Origin of the sequence: Pseudobutyrivibrio ruminis HUN009 (genome assembly GCF_000703005.1) — a bacterium.
Classification (GTDB): Bacteria; Bacillota; Clostridia; order Lachnospirales; family Lachnospiraceae; genus Pseudobutyrivibrio; species Pseudobutyrivibrio ruminis_A.
The window spans coordinates 2,417,652-2,435,499 of sequence record NZ_JNLH01000001.1 but is presented as its reverse complement, the minus strand read 5'-3'; the positions used below and the strand labels follow the sequence as shown (position 1 = coordinate 2,435,499).

Genomic DNA, 17,848 nt, shown 5'->3' with positions numbered 1-17,848 from the left:
AGGTGAAGAATGAAAAAAGGCTTTACCACAGGAAGCTGTGCAGCTGCAGCAGCAAAGGCAGCTACATATATGCTTTTAACAGGAACTAAAAAAGAAAAAATCAGTATAGAGACTCCTGCAAAGATAATGTTTGATGCAGATATAGTAGATATTACTATGAATGAGAATCATGTGAGCTGTAGTGTTGTAAAGGATGGTGGAGATGATCCAGATGTTACAACAGGAAGTCATGTGGTTGCAGCAGTCTCAATTGAGGATAATGGGACAGAAAGCAGTACCGATTCTAATCTCTCTATCATGATTGATGGAGGAGAGGGAGTAGGAAGAGTTACTTTGCCAGGACTGGACCAGCCAGTAGGCAATGCAGCAATCAACCATGTCCCAAGGAAAATGATAATAAAAGAAGTATCAGAGGTATGTCAGCTTCTAGACTTCAATGGATGCTTGAAGATAATCATATCGGTGCCAGAAGGGGAAGAACTGGCAAACAAGACCTTTAACCCAAGGCTTGGTATTGTTGGAGGAATATCCATACTTGGTACAACAGGAATAGTAGAGCCTATGAGTTCAAAAGCTTTGATAGACACTATTAAAGTGGAGCTTAATCAAAAGAAGGCCCTTGGTATGAGGAATGCCATTATAACCCCAGGCAACTATGGTCTAAAGTTTATGGCCGATAATTACGGATACGATCTTGATAAAAGTGTAAAGTGTTCCAATTTTATAGGTGAGACTGTGGATATGGTTTGTGACCTGGGATTTGAAACAATGCTTATTACAGGACACATAGGTAAGCTTGTAAAGGTTGCAGGGGGAATAATGAATACCCATTCCCATGAGGCTGATTCACGAATGGAAATTCTTGCCAGCTGTGCCATAAGAGCAGGGGCAGATGCAGCAGTAGCTATAAAGATACTAGATTGCTTTAATACAGAAGAGGCATTACACATAATAGAGAATGCAGGTCTTTTGAAGGAGACCATGGATATTGTACTTGAGAAGATTTTGTTCTATCTCAACTTTAGAGCACAAGGTCGTATAAAAATCCAATGTATTTTATATTCAAATGAGTTTGGCTTATTGGCAGAATCAGAAAGGGCCAAAGCTATATTAGAGGAGATTAGATGATTTATTTTGTTGGAGCAGGATGTGGTGCAGCAGACTTAATTACTGTAAGAGGTATGAACCTTTTAAAGAGTGCTGATGTTATCGTATATGCGGGATCGCTTGTTAATCCACAGCTACTGGATTACGCCAGTGAGGATTGCCAAATATATAATAGTGCCACTATGACATTAGATGAAGTTATGGATGTGATGGTAAAGGCTGCAAAGGAAGGTAAAAAGGTAGTTCGACTTCACACTGGAGAGCCAAGCATCTACGGGGCAGTACAGGAGCAGATGCATGTTTTGGATGAAAAGGGGCTTTCCTATGAAAGCTGTCCAGGTGTTAGTGCATGCTTTGGTGCAGCAGCCAGTTTAAATCTTGAATATACACTTCCAGAAATCAGTCAGTCTCTTATTATTACAAGAATGGAAGGCAAGACTCCAGTTCCTAAAAAGGAATCAATCGAAAGCTTTGCGGCACATGGAGCATCAATGGCCATATATCTTAGCAGTGGAATGATGGATGAGCTTTCAAAGCGTCTTATAGATGGGGGATATTCAAGTGATACACCTGCTGCCATAGTGTACAAAGCGTCTTGGCCAGATGAAAAGAAATTCATTTGTACCGTAGGTACTTTAGCTGAAACAGCAGATTCAAACGGTATCAAAAATTTGGCAGTGGTTTTAGTAGGGGATGTTATTTCTAAATCCGGATATGCGTTATCCAAATTGTATTCAGCAGATTTCGAAACTGGCTTTAGAAAAGCAAGGAGTTAGGGTGAAAGCAAAAATAATAGGGGTTACATATTTTACCAATAACGGAAAAAAGGTTTTTGATAAGCTTAAGGCTGAATGCAAGGATTTAATTATCGAAGAAAAGCCAGATGATATTGAGTTATCGGTATGGACCAAGGAAGCCTTCGAGTGCCATACACCTCTTATTTTTATATGTGCAACAGGCATTGCTGTTAGAACAATTGCCCCATTTGTAACAAACAAGCTTTCCGACAGTCCGGTAATTGTTATTGATGAGCTGGGCAAAAATGTAATTCCAATTTTGTCAGGTCACTATGGTGGAGCAAACGATATTGCAAACACATTGGCAAGAGCACTTAATGCAGGTCTGATTATTACAACTGCAACAGATATTAATAACGTATTTGCGATAGATGTATTTGCAAGAAACAACGGATTTAAAATAATAAATAAGGATGGAATAAAGGATATCTCTAAAAAGGTTTTAAATGGTGGAAGGATATCAATTAAGTCAAAAATAGATAGCACTATTGTTGGCCAGGTTCCTAAAGAAATAGAAATGGTAGAAAAGGGAAAGGCTGATGTGATTATCTCAGATGAGGTAGCTAGTGGTTTCACCTTAGTACCTAAAAGACTGGTTCTTGGTATGGGATGCAAAAAGGGAAAGAGCTTTAAGGAACTTCTAACCTTTGTCACTTGTGAGTATTCAATCGAATATTTAAGAGAGCATCTATATGGTATTGCTACAATTGATGTAAAAGAAAATGAAATCGGATTGATTAAGCTGGCTCAGTTTTTTGGAGCAAAGTTTTTAACTTATACATCAGAAGAACTTGAAGCAGTTGCAGGAGATTTTACTGATTCAGAATTTGTAAAAAACACTGTTGGGGTTTCAAATGTTTGTGAGAGAGCAGCAGTGCTTGGGGCAGGACTATCAACCAGAGACTTGGTACTGGAAAAGACTGCTGATAATGGTATGACTCTTGCAGCAGCAACTAGAAAGACAATAGACTTAAAGTTTTAATCAGGAGGATTAATGACAGGACATATTTATATCATTGGCATGGGGCCAGGCTACAAAGAAATGATGACATACGAAGCATATCAGGCTATGGCTATGTCTGATGTGATTGTTGGATATACAGTATATATAGACTTGGTAAAGGAACATTTTCCAGATAAGGAATTTTTCACTACACCAATGAGGCAGGAAATCGAAAGGTGTAAGGCCTGCTATGATTATGCCAAAGAAGGAAAGAAAGTAGCGTTTATTTGCAGCGGAGATGCAGGAGTCTACGGTATGGCGGCACCGATGTATGAGCTTTTGCCAGAATATGAGACTCAGAATATTACATCAGATGACATTACTGTTATTCCTGGAGTGACAGCTGCAATTTCTGGTGCAGCCCAGCTTGGGGCACCAATTAATCATGATTTTTGCGTAATAAGTCTTAGCGATTTACTTACACCATGGGAGACCATCGAACGCAGACTTAGGGCTGCTATTCAGGGAGATTTTGCAATTGCAATTTATAACCCTTCTAGCAAAAAGCGACATGACTATTTAAAAAAGGCATGTCAAATTATGCTTGATGCTGGAGCAGATAAAAACAGAGCCTGTGGTTTCGTTGAAAATATAGGACGAGATGGCACAAAGACTGTGGTTTGCACTCTTGATGAGCTTAAGGATGCTCAGGTGAATATGTTTACTACTGTGTTTGTTGGAAACAGCAAAAGTGAAATTATTCAGGGGAAGTTAGTTACAAAAAGAGGGTATGAAATCTAATGAAAAAGGTAATCATTTTTGGTGGAACAACAGAGGGAAGAATTCTTGCTGAATCATTAGCTCATGAGCAAATTGGTTCGGTTTATTGTGTTGCCACTGAATATGGCAAGCAACAGCTTGAGTCTTCTGAATACATCCAGGTTAGATGCGGAAGAATGGATTTCAAGGAAATGGCAAAGCTGTTTTCTGAGGTAAATCCAGATGCCATTATAGATGCCACACATCCCTTTGCAGAGGTTGTTAAGCAGGAAATAGAATCGGCGATTTTCGCATACAAGGATGTACCTTTTTTCAGAGTTGTTAGGGATGAAGAAAATGTAGATTACAGCAACTGCACATTTTTTGATTCCACAGAAGAATGTGCTGATGCCTTAGAAAAAATAAATGGAAAAATTTTTCTAACAACAGGTAGCAAGGAGCTGGCTGTATTTTGTAAAAATGAAGCAATAAGAGAACGCATTATAGCCAGAGTGATTCCTAGTGAGGAGAGTATTCGTATCTGCAGTGAAAATGGGCTGAAGGGAAGTCAGATCATTGCAATGCAGGGACCATTTTCAGCTGGTATGAATCTTTCATTCCTCCGTGAAAGTGAAGCGAAAGTACTTGTAATGAAAGAGGGAGGAAAGGCTAGCGGAGAGGCTGCACGTATTGTTGCTGCAAATAAAGCTCAGATTCCTACCTACATCATCAGAAGGCCAGAAGAAAAGGTGAAAGGGTATTCACTTTTTGAGACGAGAGATAAAGTACTTCAGTTGTTTGGAATCGAAGCAACTGAATATGGCGTATTAGAGGGAGTTGATACCAAAATCTATGTTACCTTAGCAGGCTTTGGCATGGGATTTGGTTCAATCACAGCAGAAGTAGAACAGGCTATCCTTGAAGCAGATTATATTTTGGGCGCTCCAAGAATGCTTGTAGGTATAGAGACAGATAGCAAGAAATTCCCTTATTATTTGGCAAAAGATATTGTACCAAAGCTAAGTGAGCTAGCTACTGATATAAAGTTTGGTACGAAAAAAGCAGTTGTATTATTTTCAGGAGACACAGGCTTTTACAGCGGCGCTAAAAAGCTAAAGGAAGCACTTGATAAAGAGCCACTTCTTAAAGCAAGTATTCTTCCAGGAATATCATCAATTAGTGCTTTAGCTGCCAGAATTGGTGAGTCGTGGCAGGATGCAAAGCTTCTAAGCACCCATGGTGTTGAAGAACAATTGTGGATGCCTTTACTTACTGAGCAAATAAAACACAATGAAAAAGTGTTTGTTATAACATCAGGCAGTAAGGATGTTAGGGCAATAGGTGAAATCCTAAAGAATCTTGATACAGCTGGAACCCCAAGATTTTCAATACTTGTTGGAACGAATCTATATGCTGATGAAAAGGTTCAAAGACTTTCAATCGACAAGTGTGGCAACTTCAATGAAGACGGACTTTCCACAGTATTTATTAAAAATACCAAACCGGAAGCGAAGGTTCTTACTCCAGGACTTTCGGATTTAGCTTTTGATAGAGATAAAGTTCCTATGTCCAAGGAAGAGATTAGAGCACTTTCCATTTGTAAATTGCAGATTACAAAAAATGCCGTTTGCTACGACATTGGAAGTGGCAGCGGTTCTGTTGCTGTTGAAATGGGATTGCTGGATTCATCGGTACAGGTCTATGCAGTAGAATTCAAGCCAGAGGCATGCCAGCTTATTCAAAAGAATATTGATAAGTTTGGTTTGAAAAATGTTCATTTGATTTCTGGTATCGCACCAGATTCACTTCAGGATTTGCCTGCTCCAACTCATGTTTTTATTGGAGGAAGTGGAGGTAGACTTGAGGATATTTTGCACGTACTGATGAAGTACGAAAAGCCAATTAAGGTAGTCATCAATTCCGTTACAATCGAAACTATCGCAGAGATTAATTCTGTGATTAAGAAATATAATTTTAATGATGTTGATGTAGTGCAGATTGCTGTAAGCAAAGCTAAAAAAGCAGGAGACTACAACATATTACAGGGACAGAATCCTGTTTACATTGCTACATTTACACTATAGATATTGGAGACAAAATGACAATTCCAAGAATTATGATTGCTGCGCCAAATAGCGGCTCCGGCAAAACTACAATTACATGTGGAATGCTACAAGCTCTGAAAAATGCAGGGAAGAATCCCTGCTCATTTAAGTGCGGTCCTGACTACATTGATCCTATGTATCACAGGCAGGTACTTGGCATTTCGGCTGGCAATTTAGACACCTTCTTTACGGATAAGCAAAAGACGGTCTCTATTTTTGCTGAGGAGGCCGAAGGCGACATCGCTGTTATTGAAGGAGTGATGGGGTTATTCGATGGAGTTGGTGGCATACAGGAAATGGGCTCTAGCTATGATGTGGCTCATGCCCTGGAATGTCCAATTATTCTTGTGGTTGATGCCAGAGGAGCAGGCAGGTCCGTGCTGGCTCAGATAAAGGGATTTTTAGATTACGATAAATACAATCTGATAAAGGCAGTAATTCTCAATAAAACATCACCAAGCTTTGGTAATATTCTAAAGCCTCTCATAGAGGAGGAGCTTGGAATCAAATGTCTTGGAGTGATGCCTAATGACAGTCAGATTCTTGTTTCAAGTAGGCATTTAGGATTAGTTCTTCCAGAAGAAATATCAGACTTAAAAGAACAGCAAAACAAAGTGGCTAACCTTTTGACGGAAAATATTTCTATGGATGAGCTTTTTAAAATAGCAAGCTCTGCTAGTAATCTGGTTGAAACAGGTGACCAAGATAAAATAGAATATAACGTAAATACGAATCCTATTAGACTTGCAGTAGCTAGAGATGAAGCTTTCTGTTTTTACTACAGAGAAAATCTCAGAATGCTTCAAAAAAATGGTGTTGAGTTGGTAGAGTTTTCACCTTTAAATGATAAGTCTCTTCCAGAGAATATATCAGGCTTGTTGCTAGGAGGCGGATATCCGGAAAACTATCTTGATGAGCTTTCGGCAAATTCTAAAATGAAGTCGGCTATTAAAGAAGCACTGGAGTCTGGAATACCTACGCTGGCAGAGTGTGGCGGATTCATGTATTTGTTAGATGAAATACTGGATAAGGAAGGCGCAAGCTTTCAAATGGTTGGCGCATTAAAGGGGAAGGCTTATTGGACTGGCAAGCTGGTTCGATTTGGCTATGTTATAATCAATGATAATAGTGGTATGGAAATAAAGGGGCATGAATTTCACTATTATGATACAGATAATAATGGTGAGGATTGCGTTGCTACAAAGCCTACCGGAAGCAGGTCATGGGCATGCATTCATCATAAAAATGGAAGCTACATGGGATTTGCCCACATGTACTATCCATCCAATCCTAAGTTCGTATCAAATTTTGTGGAGGCTATGAAAAATTATGGGAGAAACTAGATTTTTAATTGACGACATTCTTGAAAACAAAATTAAGCTAGAACCAGTCAACAAAGATGCTTTTGCAAAAATGAAAAAGGAATGGGACAGAGTATCAAAGCCAATTGATAGTTTTGGAACTTTTGAAAATATCCATTCAAAAATTGCTGCAATTCAAGGCTTTGAAAGTCCAGATTTATATCATATGCGTCTTGTTGTGTTCTGCGGAGATCATGGTGTTGTTGAGGAAGGCGTTAGCCAGACAAGCCAGGATGTTACACGTATCTGTGCTACTAATATTGGCAAAGGGCTTACAACTGCTGGCACAATGGCAAAATCTCTTGGTATAGATATTGTATCTGTTGATGTGGGAATAAATAGTCCAAAGGAAGTTCCCTACACATTAAACAGACGAGTAAAATATGGAACATGCAATTTCCTAAAGCAACCAGCAATGTCAGTGGAAGAATTCTGTCGTGCTGTTCAGGTTGGTATGGACCTTGCCAAGGAAAGCAAGGAACAAGGATTTACATGTCTTCTTGTTGGGGAAATGGGAATTGGCAATACCACATCGGCTGCTGTAATGGCAGGGTATTTGCTTGATTTAAATGCAGAGGCTGTTACCGGTCGCGGGGCAGGTCTTGATGATGAAGCCTTCAGCAAGAAGCGTGCAGTAGTTTCTATGGCACTTTCAATGTACAGTGGATTATCACCAGTAGAAATCTGCAGTAACTTTGGCGGATTGGAGCTGGCTGCAATGACAGGTATGATTTTAGGCGGCGCTCTCTACAAAATCCCGGTTATTTTGGATGGTATGCTCAGTATGGTTTCTGCTCTAGTGGCAGACAGACTTCTTGATAACACAAAGGATTACATGATCCCTTCTCATATCAGCAAGGAGCCAGTTGCAATGAAGCTTGCATCTAAGCTTTCTCTGGAGCCAGTCATCGATGCAAAGATGGCAGTTGGCGAAGGGGCAGGTGCAGTGATGGTAGTGCCAAGTCTTCGTCTTGCAGATGTAGCTTTTCATGATGCACTTAAATTCGGTGATTCCGGAGTTGATCAATACGAAAATTTTTCAGAGGCAAAATGATTACATTAGTTTATGGTGGAAGCAGTAGTGGTAAATCTGAATATGCAGAGAACCTTGTTTGTTCCACAGGATATAAAAATAAATATTACCTTGCGACCATGAAGCACAGTGATGATGCTAAGGATAGAATCATGCGTCACAGAAATCTCAGGCAAGGCAAAGGCTTTGTAACTTTAGAGCATGATGTGGATATCGTAAATGCCATATCTGAAATCGACAACATTGACTCGGGAGATTTCTCTACAAACAAGGCTGACTTAGATGGAGAAATAGTTCTACTGGAATGTATGTCTAATCTGGTGGCCAATGAAATGTTTAGAGATGGCGAGATTAATTCGGCGGGTGATTGTGTTGCAAAGATACTTTCGGATGTGAAGGAGCTTGAAGAAAGCGTTTCTTCCCTTGTGATTGTTTCAAACAATGTATTTGAAGATGGCATATCCTATGATGTTGGTACAAAAGAGTACTTAAGAGCGTTAGGTGCTATCAATCGAAAGCTTGCTGCAGTTGCAGAAGAAGTATACGAAGTAGTTGTAGGAATAGGAATAAAATTATGAAAATTATAAAAGCATTTATTGTGGCTTTTTCCATGTATTCGAGAATACCAATGCCAAAGTTTAATTGGGAATCAGAGGATATGAAATATCATTTGATATTTTTCCCTTGGGTAGGAGCCGTAATTGGTGGACTTGAATATTTACTATATATTTTCTATGAGACATATCAGATTCCAAGCCTTGTGATGGCGTTGCTTGCAATCGCCATTCCTTTGGGAGTAACTGGTGGATTTCATTTGGATGGATTTATGGACATGGAAGATGCTATGAGTTCATGGCAAACCAGGGAGAAACGCTTAGAAATTTTAAAAGACCCACATATTGGAGCTTTTTCTGTAATTAACGTAATTACGGTAGGGATACTTTTTTTTGCAATGGTTTTATTGATGTCAAAACAAGTATTTACAATCTGGTGCTTTAGCTTTTTTGTTTCAAGAGCGTTAAGTGGTATCTGTGTTGTTCGTTGCAAAAAGGCAAAGGAAGATGGATTGCTACACACAGAAGCTAAAACTGCAAGTGATAAGGTTGTTTTTGTAGCATTACTTATCCAGCTTATATTAGTTATTTTGTTTAGCATATATTTAAATCCTTTATATGGCATTTTTATGGCAATAATGGGAATTGAAGTAGCAATCATAGATATGAGAAAAGCAAAAAGGTTGTTAGGCGGCATAACCGGAGATGTTATGGGATGGTTTGTTGTAAATGCAGAAGTGTTAATAGCTGTTGTTCTTGGATTAACAAGTATTAATTGGTGATTATATGGTTTTAATAGTAGGCGGAAGCTATCAGGGAAAAACAGAATATGCTACATCTAATTTTGCTGGTTATAAATTCTTCAATCAGCTTCATCTTTTTATTAAAAAAAGAATGGATGAAGGCATGGGGCAGGAAGCTATTTTAAAAGAAATCCATGAAGCTATTTCAGAAGGCGACTGGGTTCTTATAGCAGATGAACTGGGAAACGGCGTTGTTCCAATGGATGAAAAGGATAATGAATGGCGCGAGGTTTCCGGACGCATTCTAATCGAGCTTGCAAAGGAAGCCGAGGAAGTCCACAGGGTAGTGCTTGGTATTGGTCAAAGGATTAAATGATGGATAGAACAATTACTCTTATAAGGCATGGCCGTACATCAGGAAATCGTGAGAAGAGATATGTGGGGGCCACTGATGAGGCCCTTAGTTCAGAAGGGGAACTTGATATAAAAACAAGAGCTTATCCCAAAGCTGATATTGTTTTCTCAAGCCCAATGATTCGCTGCTTGCAAACAGCAAGTATTATTTATCCAGATATGGAACCTATTGTTATTCCTGAATTCAGAGAGACTGATTTTGGTAGATTTGAGGGAAAGAATTATCAGGAACTTTCAGGAGATAAGGAATATCAGGCCTGGATTGAATCTAATGGAGAAGCTCCTTTTCCTGGCGGAGAAAGCAGAAGCCAGGCTTCATTAAGAGCTATGAAGGGCTTTGAAAAGCTTTTGGCGCAAAGCCTAGATTATGAAAACATTTCGGTTGTTGTTCACGGTGGCACAATCATGGCCATTTTAAGCAATATATTTGGGGGAGATTATTATTCATATCACGTAGAAAACGGCGAGGGATACACATTTGATTTATCACATGACGGCCTTTATAGTGGGCTTTGTACTAGATCTTTTAATAGGTGATCCATACTGCTTACCACATCCTGTAAGATGGATAGGAAAGCTGATTGATTATCTGACAAACAAACTCCTAAAACAGGAGTACACATCTAAAAAGAAAAATAGAAATGGTTTAATTCTGGTTATTCTTGTAATTCTAGCTACGATAGTGATATCAGGCTCTATTTTAGTAGTATCTTACACGATTAATTCATATTTTGGAATTATAATAGAATCTGTAATGAGCTATCAGTGTCTTGCTTCCAAGAGCCTCTATACTGAAAGTATGAAAGTATATTATGCTTTAAAGGAGAGAGGGCTTGAAGCTGGAAGAGAGGCAGTGTCTATGATAGTCGGACGAGACACAGCTTCTTTGGATGAAACTGGTGTGACAAAGGCTGCAGTGGAAACCGTGGCAGAGAACACATCAGATGGTGTGATTGCTCCGATGGTTTATTTAGCTATTGGTGGACCTGTTTTGGGTATGGCTTACAAAGCTATCAACACCATGGATTCCATGATAGGTTACAAAAATGACAGATTCTGCGACTTTGGGAAATACGCCGCAAAGCTGGATGACATTGTAAATTATATTCCTGCTAGAATCAGTGCACTTTTGATGATTTTATCCTGCCTGTTTTTGGGGCCAGGCTATAGCATGTCAAATGCATTTAGGATTTTCAAAAGGGATAGATACAATCATGCCAGTCCAAATTCCGCACAAACAGAAAGTGCTTGCGCTGGAGCGCTTGGAATTAAGCTGGCTGGCCCAGCAAGCTATTTTGGTAAAATTGTAGAGAAGCCATTTATTGGAGATGGACTTAGAGCTGTAGAGCTTGAAGATATTAAAAGAGCGAATAAGCTGATGCTTGCTACATCGGTGGTTTGCGAATTATTATTTGTTTTTATTTTAGTTTTATTGTTGTAAGGAGATTTTGACATGCATGGAGGAGACATCTACAGAAACAACATACACTTCGACTTTTCAGTTAATATAAACCCTCTTGGAGTTCCTTCGGAGGTGCAATGGGTATTAACTGAAGCGGCATTACATGCTAATAAATACCCTGATATTTATCACGAGCAATTGGCAAAAGATACAGCTGCCATATTTGATTTATTAGAAACCGAAGTTGTTTTTGGAAATGGTGCATCCGAATTGATAATGGCCATATGCCATACATTTACACCTAAAAAGGCTATGCTTTTAGCACCTAGCTTTTCAGGATACGAACATTGCATTACAGGAGCAGCACCGGATTGTAATATTATTTATCATTACCTCAGAGAAGAGGATGATTTTGCATTAAAGGAAGATTTACTAGATAAAATCAAGGATGAAAAGCCAAACATCCTATTTCTGACCACACCGAATAATCCTAATGGCTTGCTTATAGAAAAGACATTGCTGGATGAAATCATTTCCCTATGTGAAAAGCAGGGGACAGTAGTTGTAGTGGATGAATGTTTCTTAACACTTACAGGAAAAGAAAAGGAATTGTCATTGGCTTACAATATACGGAATTATAAAAATGTTATTGTGCTTAGAGCCTTCACAAAAACCTTTGCTATCCCAGGTGTAAGAATAGGATATGCAATTTGCAGACAATCATTAGCTGATGCTATTAAGATGCATTTGCCTGAGTGGAATTTATCTATATTCGCTCAAATGGCTGGGGCCGAGTGTTTGAAGCATCAGGATTACATTTCAGAATCAGTTAGAATAATTAATGATGAAAGAACGTACTTATCTTCTGAATTAAAAGATTTAGGATTTAAGGTTTATCCATCAGATTCCAATTACATTCTATTCAAGTGTGATATATCAGATTTAAAAGAAAAGCTTTTAGAATTCAATATTTTGATTAGAGATTGCTCTGATTTTAAGGGACTTACTAAGGGCTTTTACAGAGTTGCTATAAAGCAGCACAACGAAAACGAAGGGCTGCTTTCAGCAATAGAAAGTATCGTTAAGGGTTAACTATCCAGTTCCTTAATGTATTTTCTCATAGTGTTCATTACAAGCTTCTTATTGCCACTCCAAAGGGGTGCGATAAGGAGCTTTTTTGGTCCATCTCCAGTGAGTCTGTGAATAACTGTTTCCTTTGGAAGAACCTTGAGACATTCACCTACAACCTGGCAGTATTCCTCCAGTGATAAAACATGAAAAGGGTTTTCCTCATAGATATCAGCAAGCTTTGTTCCAGTCAAAATATGAAGAAGCTGTAGCTTTATTCCAAATAAAGTGGGAGAGAGCTGGCCTAAGTATTTTACAGATTCAATCATGTCAGCAGTGGATTCTCCTGGAAGCCCCAAAATCACATGGACTACAACTTTAAGCCCTGCATCAGTAAGTCGTTTGTATGCATCTTCAAATACACTCAATTCATAGCCTCTGTTAATGAAGCGGGCTGTTTCTTCATGGATTGTTTGCAGTCCAAGCTCTACCCAAACTTCCTTTTTCTGATTCAGCTTACCTAAAAAGGCTATCATTTCATCAGAAAGACAGTCGGGACGAGTTCCAATAGATATGCCAACGATATATTGAAAGCTGATTGTTTCTTCAAAAAGCTTCATTAAGCGTTTTTCATCACCATAAGTATTAGTGAAGGATTGAAAATAAGCTATATATTTTCGCTCTGATTCTGGGATTTTATTTGATATTTTTTGATCTACCCTGGATTTGGCTTGGATAATCTGTTGCTCTATGTCTGTATTATAGGAGCTGGCAAAATCACCAGAGCCTCCTTCGGAACAGAAGATACATCCACCGGTGCTTAATTTTCCGTCTCTGTTAGGGCAGGAGCAGCCAGATGAAAGTGACAGCTTGTAGACCTTTGTATTGTATTTTTCCTTTAGATAATCAGATAAACTTGTATATTCCATACACTGATTTTATAAAGTTAAGTAAAATCTTTCAACACAAACTAAATAATGGTCGAAAAAATAATAACTTAAACGTTTACGAAACTTTTACGAAACTATTGACAGCGAATCAATTGCATGCTATCTTACTGTCTTGTAGTGTGTAACTTGTAACCAATCAAGGCACGAACTATGCATAAACTTATTGTATTTATGTGGGTTCGTGCCTTTTTCTATGCCCATAAATCCTCAAATGTTGCCAAATTGGTAATTTGAGATTCATTAAAAGGCTCATTCACATAGATACGGGAAAATGTATAGTGAAAAGGAGTACTTTAAATGAAAGACAAAATTTTTGCAGTATTGCAGCGTGTTGGTAGATCATTCATGTTGCCAATCGCAATCCTTCCAGTAGCAGGTTTGTTACTTGGAATCGGTGGTTCATTCACAAACGAGACAATGCTTGAGACTTACCACCTTACAAAGGCATTAGGCCCTGGAACAGTTGGAAACGCTATTCTTACAGTTATGTCTGATGCAGGTAATATCGTATTTGCTAACTTACCAATCATCTTTGCTATCGGTGTTGCAATCGGTATGGCAAAGAAGGAGAAGGAAGTAGCAGCTTTAGCAGCAGCAATTGCATTCCTTATCATGCATGCTTCAATCGGCGCTATGATTACAATTCACGGTGGCCCAGAGGCACTTCTTGAGGGTGCAACAACTTCAGTTTGTGGTATCACTTCATTACAGATGGGTGTATTCGGTGGTATGATCGTAGGACTTGGTGTTGCTTCACTTCACAACAAGTACTACAAGATTCAGCTTCCACAGGTATTATCATTCTTCGGTGGTACAAGATTCGTACCTATCGTTTCAGGTTTGGTATACACATTAGTTGGTATCGTAATGTTCTTCGTATGGCCATTCGTACAGCAGGGTATCTACGCAGTAGGCGCTGTTGTTCTTGATTCAGGTTATTTTGGAACATGGGTATACGGTCTCATGGAGAGACTTCTCATCCCATTTGGTCTTCACCATGTATTCTACCTTCCATTCTGGCAGACAGCTGTTGGTGGAACATTAGAAGTTGGTGGACAGGTAATTGAAGGTGCACAGAACATCTTCTTTGCGCAGCTTGCTGATCCTACAGTTGATCACTTCGCAGTATCTGCAACAAGATTTATGTCAGGAAAGTTCCCACTTATGATTTTTGGTCTTCCTGGAGCAGCTCTTGCTATGTATCGTACAGCTCTTCCAGAGAAGAGAAAGGAAGTTGGTGGACTTCTTCTTTCAGCAGCACTTACATCTATGCTTACAGGTATCACTGAGCCAATCGAGTTTACATTCTTATTCGTAGCTCCAGCTCTTTACGGTATCCACTGTGTATTTGCAGGTGCAGCATACATGCTTATGCATATGTGCGGTGTTGGTGTTGGTATGACATTCTCAGGTGGTCTTATCGACTTAACACTTTTCGGTATTCTTCCAGGCAATGCTAGAACAAGCTGGATTTGGGTACCTATTGTCGGAGTAGGTTATTTTGTAGTATATTATTTCTTATTTAGCTTCCTTATTAAGAAGTTTGATCTTAAGACACCAGGTAGAGACGCAGAAGAGGAAGTTAAGCTTTACAGACGTAGTGATTACAATGCAAAGAAAGAGTCAGTTTCTGACGAGACTTCTGCAAAGATCACAAATGGTCTCGGCGGCAAGAAGAACATCTCTGATGTTGACTGCTGCGCTACAAGACTTCGTTGTACAGTTTTCAAGCCAGAGCTTGTAAACGATGCTTTACTTAAGAGCACAGGTGCTTCAGGTGTAGTTCACAAGGGTAACGGCGTTCAGATTATTTATGGACCACACGTTACAGTTATCAAGTCAAATCTTGAAGATTATCTTGAGACTGCTCCAAATGAAGAATATAATGGGGCTAACGAGGCAGTAGCTGAAGAGGCTAAGGCAGAAGAGACAGCTGAGCCAACAGGAAAGCTTGTTAAGACAGTAGTTCTTGGCAGTCCACTTACTGGTACAGCAGCTGATTTATCAGAGACTCCAGATGAGGTTTTTGCGCAGAAGATGATGGGTGATGGCGCTGTTATCACACCAGCAGATGGAAAGGTTTACGCTCCAGCTGATGGTACAGTTGTATTCGTATTCGATACAAATCACGCAATCGGATTCAAGACAGATGATGATGTAGCTATGCTACTTCACTTTGGTATTGATACAGTTAAGCTTAAGGGCGAAGGCTTTAACGTACTTGTTAAGGCTGGACAGCAGGTTAAGAAGGGTGATGTATTGATGGAAGCTGATTTAGATTTCATCTCAAAGAATGCACCTTCAATCGCTACTCCAGTTCTTTGCACAGAGCTTAAGAGTAATCAGAAGCTTCGTCGTATCGGCGATGGTTCAATTAAAGCAGGAGAGGATTTACTCGCAGTAGACTTTTATGAGTAAATGTATTTAGGAGATCAGATGTATAGAGTTGAAAAAGTTCTAAATCACAATGCGCTGATTGGCATCTTGGATAATACGACCCAAGAGTACCTTATTATGGGCAAGGGAATTGGCTTCGGCAAGCATGTTAGTGAAACGATAGAAGTATCAGAAGAACATAAGGTTTATTCCTTAAAAGAATCTACCGAACGTGGTGGAAAAAAGGAATTAGCAACTAGTATTGACCCTGTATATCTTGAAATCGCAAATGAGATTCTGGACAGAGCGGAGGCAGCATTTAAGACAATCGACAGAGACGTTATGTTGCCTTTGGCTGACCACATTGAATTTGCCGTTAAACGTAGCAAAAACAATGAGCAACTTAGAAACCCCTTAACGGACGACATTAGAGTTTTGTTCCACGCTGAATATAAAGTGGCAGAAAACGCTAAAGGTCTTTTGAAGGAGCGTCTTGACGTAGAGCTTACCGACGACGAAATCGGATATATAGCTTTGCATATACATTCATCTATTATGGATCAGGCAGTTTCGTCTGCTATGCAAATGGCTGAGGCTGTCCGAGAATGTGTCACCATGGTAGAGAAGGAAACGGGAAAAAAGATAGACACAACTTCATTGTCCTATAATAGGTTGTTGAATCATATAAGATACATGATTGCCCGAACTATGAATGGCGAGGTGATTAAACTTGATATGAACGATTATATCAACGCCTCTGCTGCTAATTCATTTAAGATGTCTCAGAAGATATGTAAAGAGCTAGGAAAGAGCTTGGGAAAAGAAATTCACCAGGCGGAAATCGGGTACTTAGCGATGCATATCGAAAGAGTCGCTCTTGATGAAATGAACTAGATACTTTAGGTTGCCTAGTAATAGGCAACCTTTTTTTGTATCCATTTTCCAAAGAATATATAAATAATTGTACACAATTAATACAATGATAACTATAGAACTTTTCACAATTCTGTGCTATCATATTTCGTTAGTGGGTTTATAATATATTCTTTGGAAAAGAGAGGTTTTTAATATGACAAAGATTGATATAATTTCAGGATTTTTAGGTGCAGGAAAGACTACTTACATCAAGAAAATGCTTGAAGAAGCATACAAGGGTGAGAAAGTAGTTCTTATTGAAAATGAGTTTGGTGAGGTAGGTATCGATGGCGGCTTCCTTAAGGATGCTGGTATCACTATTTCAGAGATGAACTCTGGATGTATTTGCTGTTCACTGGTTGGTGACTTTGATAAGAACTTACACGAGGTTCTTGAGAAGTTCTCTCCAGACAGAATCCTTATCGAGCCATCAGGCGTAGGTAAGCTTTCAGATGTTATGACATCTGTTATCAAGCTTGAGGATACAGCAGATGTTAAGCTTACAGGTCTTGTTACAGTTGTTAATGCACTCAAGGCTTCAAAGCAGATGAAGGCTTTTGGTGAGTTCTTCAACAACCAGATCGAGTTCGCCACAACAGTTGTACTTTCACGTTCACAGACAGCTACAGAAGATCAGCTTGAGTTCTGTGTAAAGCAGATTCAGAAGCTTAATCCAAAGGCTGCTATTATTACAACTCCATGGGATGAAATCTCAGGAGAAAAGCTTCTTTCAGTTATGGAAGGACAGGACAACCTTGCTTCAGAGATGAAGCATCTTGCAGAGGAAGCTCACGAGCATGAAGAGGAAGAGCATGAGCACGAGCATCATCACGATCACGACCACGACCATGATCATGAAGAGCATGAGCATCATCACGACCACGACCATGACCACGAGGAGCACGAGCATCATCACGATCATGACCATGATCACGAAGAGCATGAGCATCACCATCATCATGAGCATGATGAGAACTGCACATGCGGTTGCCACGATCATGAACATCATCACCATGCTGATGAAGTATTCAATACATGGGGAATTGAGACTCCTCACAAGTTCGAAAAGTCTACAATCGAAAAGGCTATGAAGGCATTTGCTGACACAACAGACTACGGTACAATCATCCGTTCAAAGGGTATGGTTGAGGATGTTAACGGCGGTTGGATTTACTTCGACTTCGTTGACGGTGAATACGAGCTTAGAGCTGGCGATCCAGACTACACAGGACGTCTTGTTGTTATCGGTGCAGATATTGATGAGCACAAGGTTGAGGAGCTTTTCGGTCTTTAATCAGTAGTTCGTTAGATTTAATTAATA

Annotated in this window: 17 protein-coding genes; 16 read left to right on the top strand and 1 reads right to left on the bottom strand. The window is 39.4% G+C overall.

The genetic code is table 11. The annotated features are described in order from the left end of the window. Positions 1-9: 9 nt before the first annotated feature. Genes cbiD through BO15_RS0111010 form a run of 13 tightly spaced genes read left to right on the top strand, consistent with a single transcriptional unit; the run spans position 10 to position 12,310 of the window. The gene (cbiD, locus tag BO15_RS0111070) at positions 10-1,128 is read left to right on the top strand and encodes a cobalt-precorrin-5B (C(1))-methyltransferase CbiD (protein WP_033154368.1); all 1,119 of its coding nucleotides are present in this window, start codon (positions 10-12) and stop codon (positions 1,126-1,128) included. Beyond that, positions 1,125-1,883 carry a precorrin-4 C(11)-methyltransferase gene (gene cobM, locus BO15_RS0111065; protein WP_033154367.1) on the top strand — a complete coding sequence of 253 codons (759 nt, stop codon included), beginning with the start codon at positions 1,125-1,127 and terminating at the stop codon, positions 1,881-1,883. Before cbiD ends, cobM begins: the two co-directional genes overlap by 4 nt. A 1-nt stretch (position 1,884) precedes the next feature. After that, positions 1,885-2,886 (top strand): cobalt-precorrin 5A hydrolase, encoded by a 1,002-nt coding sequence (locus BO15_RS0111060; RefSeq protein WP_052169900.1) that lies wholly within the window; start codon positions 1,885-1,887, stop codon positions 2,884-2,886. Positions 2,887-2,898: 12 nt separating this feature from the next. After that, positions 2,899-3,648, top strand: coding sequence for a precorrin-3B C(17)-methyltransferase (gene cobJ, locus BO15_RS0111055; RefSeq protein ID WP_033154366.1), 750 nt, complete (start codon positions 2,899-2,901; stop codon positions 3,646-3,648). Next, the gene (locus BO15_RS0111050; protein ID WP_033154365.1) at positions 3,648-5,690 is read left to right on the top strand and encodes a bifunctional cobalt-precorrin-7 (C(5))-methyltransferase/cobalt-precorrin-6B (C(15))-methyltransferase; all 2,043 of its coding nucleotides are present in this window, start codon (positions 3,648-3,650) and stop codon (positions 5,688-5,690) included. The genes cobJ and BO15_RS0111050 overlap by 1 nt, the downstream gene beginning before the upstream one ends. 14 nt (positions 5,691-5,704) lie before the next feature. Beyond that, complete coding sequence (locus BO15_RS0111045) at positions 5,705-7,054, top strand: cobyrinate a,c-diamide synthase (protein ID WP_033154364.1); 1,350 nt, start codon at positions 5,705-5,707, stop codon at positions 7,052-7,054. Beyond that, on the top strand, positions 7,041-8,126 hold the full coding sequence (locus BO15_RS0111040; protein ID WP_052169899.1) for a nicotinate-nucleotide--dimethylbenzimidazole phosphoribosyltransferase: 1,086 nt from the start codon (positions 7,041-7,043) through the stop codon (positions 8,124-8,126). The genes BO15_RS0111045 and BO15_RS0111040 overlap by 14 nt, the downstream gene beginning before the upstream one ends. Then, positions 8,123-8,683 carry a bifunctional adenosylcobinamide kinase/adenosylcobinamide-phosphate guanylyltransferase gene (locus BO15_RS0111035; RefSeq protein ID WP_033154363.1) on the top strand — a complete coding sequence of 187 codons (561 nt, stop codon included), beginning with the start codon at positions 8,123-8,125 and terminating at the stop codon, positions 8,681-8,683. Before BO15_RS0111040 ends, BO15_RS0111035 begins: the two co-directional genes overlap by 4 nt. After that, complete coding sequence (locus BO15_RS0111030) at positions 8,680-9,441, top strand: adenosylcobinamide-GDP ribazoletransferase (protein ID WP_033154362.1); 762 nt, start codon at positions 8,680-8,682, stop codon at positions 9,439-9,441. The genes BO15_RS0111035 and BO15_RS0111030 overlap by 4 nt, the downstream gene beginning before the upstream one ends. A gap of 4 nt (positions 9,442-9,445) precedes the next feature. Further along, on the top strand, positions 9,446-9,778 hold the full coding sequence (locus BO15_RS0111025) for a bifunctional adenosylcobinamide kinase/adenosylcobinamide-phosphate guanylyltransferase (RefSeq protein ID WP_033154361.1): 333 nt from the start codon (positions 9,446-9,448) through the stop codon (positions 9,776-9,778). Then, complete coding sequence (locus tag BO15_RS0111020) at positions 9,775-10,353, top strand: histidine phosphatase family protein (protein ID WP_033154360.1); 579 nt, start codon at positions 9,775-9,777, stop codon at positions 10,351-10,353. Before BO15_RS0111025 ends, BO15_RS0111020 begins: the two co-directional genes overlap by 4 nt. Then, a complete protein-coding gene (cbiB, locus tag BO15_RS0111015) occupies positions 10,295-11,257 on the top strand; it encodes an adenosylcobinamide-phosphate synthase CbiB (protein ID WP_033154359.1) in 963 nt (320 codons plus the stop codon). Before BO15_RS0111020 ends, cbiB begins: the two co-directional genes overlap by 59 nt. Positions 11,258-11,269: 12 nt before the next feature. Then, positions 11,270-12,310 (top strand): pyridoxal phosphate-dependent aminotransferase, encoded by a 1,041-nt coding sequence (locus tag BO15_RS0111010; RefSeq protein WP_033154358.1) that lies wholly within the window; start codon positions 11,270-11,272, stop codon positions 12,308-12,310. Here the strand turns inward: BO15_RS0111010 and BO15_RS0111005 are convergent. Beyond that, complete coding sequence (locus tag BO15_RS0111005; RefSeq protein ID WP_033154357.1) at positions 12,307-13,215, bottom strand: TIGR01212 family radical SAM protein; 909 nt, start codon at positions 13,213-13,215, stop codon at positions 12,307-12,309. The genes BO15_RS0111010 and BO15_RS0111005 overlap by 4 nt on opposite strands. 318 nt (positions 13,216-13,533) lie before the next feature. Between BO15_RS0111005 and BO15_RS0111000 the strand changes: the two genes are divergently transcribed. From BO15_RS0111000 to BO15_RS0110990, 3 genes are all read left to right on the top strand, one after another. Continuing rightward, positions 13,534-15,654, top strand: a complete 2,121-nt coding sequence (locus BO15_RS0111000; protein WP_033154356.1) for a PTS transporter subunit IIABC — start codon at positions 13,534-13,536, stop codon at positions 15,652-15,654. A gap of 18 nt (positions 15,655-15,672) precedes the next feature. After that, positions 15,673-16,506 carry a PRD domain-containing protein gene (locus BO15_RS0110995; protein ID WP_033154864.1) on the top strand — a complete coding sequence of 278 codons (834 nt, stop codon included), beginning with the start codon at positions 15,673-15,675 and terminating at the stop codon, positions 16,504-16,506. A 175-nt stretch (positions 16,507-16,681) separates the two neighbouring features. Further along, positions 16,682-17,821 carry a CobW family GTP-binding protein gene (locus BO15_RS0110990; RefSeq protein WP_033154355.1) on the top strand — a complete coding sequence of 380 codons (1,140 nt, stop codon included), beginning with the start codon at positions 16,682-16,684 and terminating at the stop codon, positions 17,819-17,821. Positions 17,822-17,848: the final 27 nt, after the last annotated feature.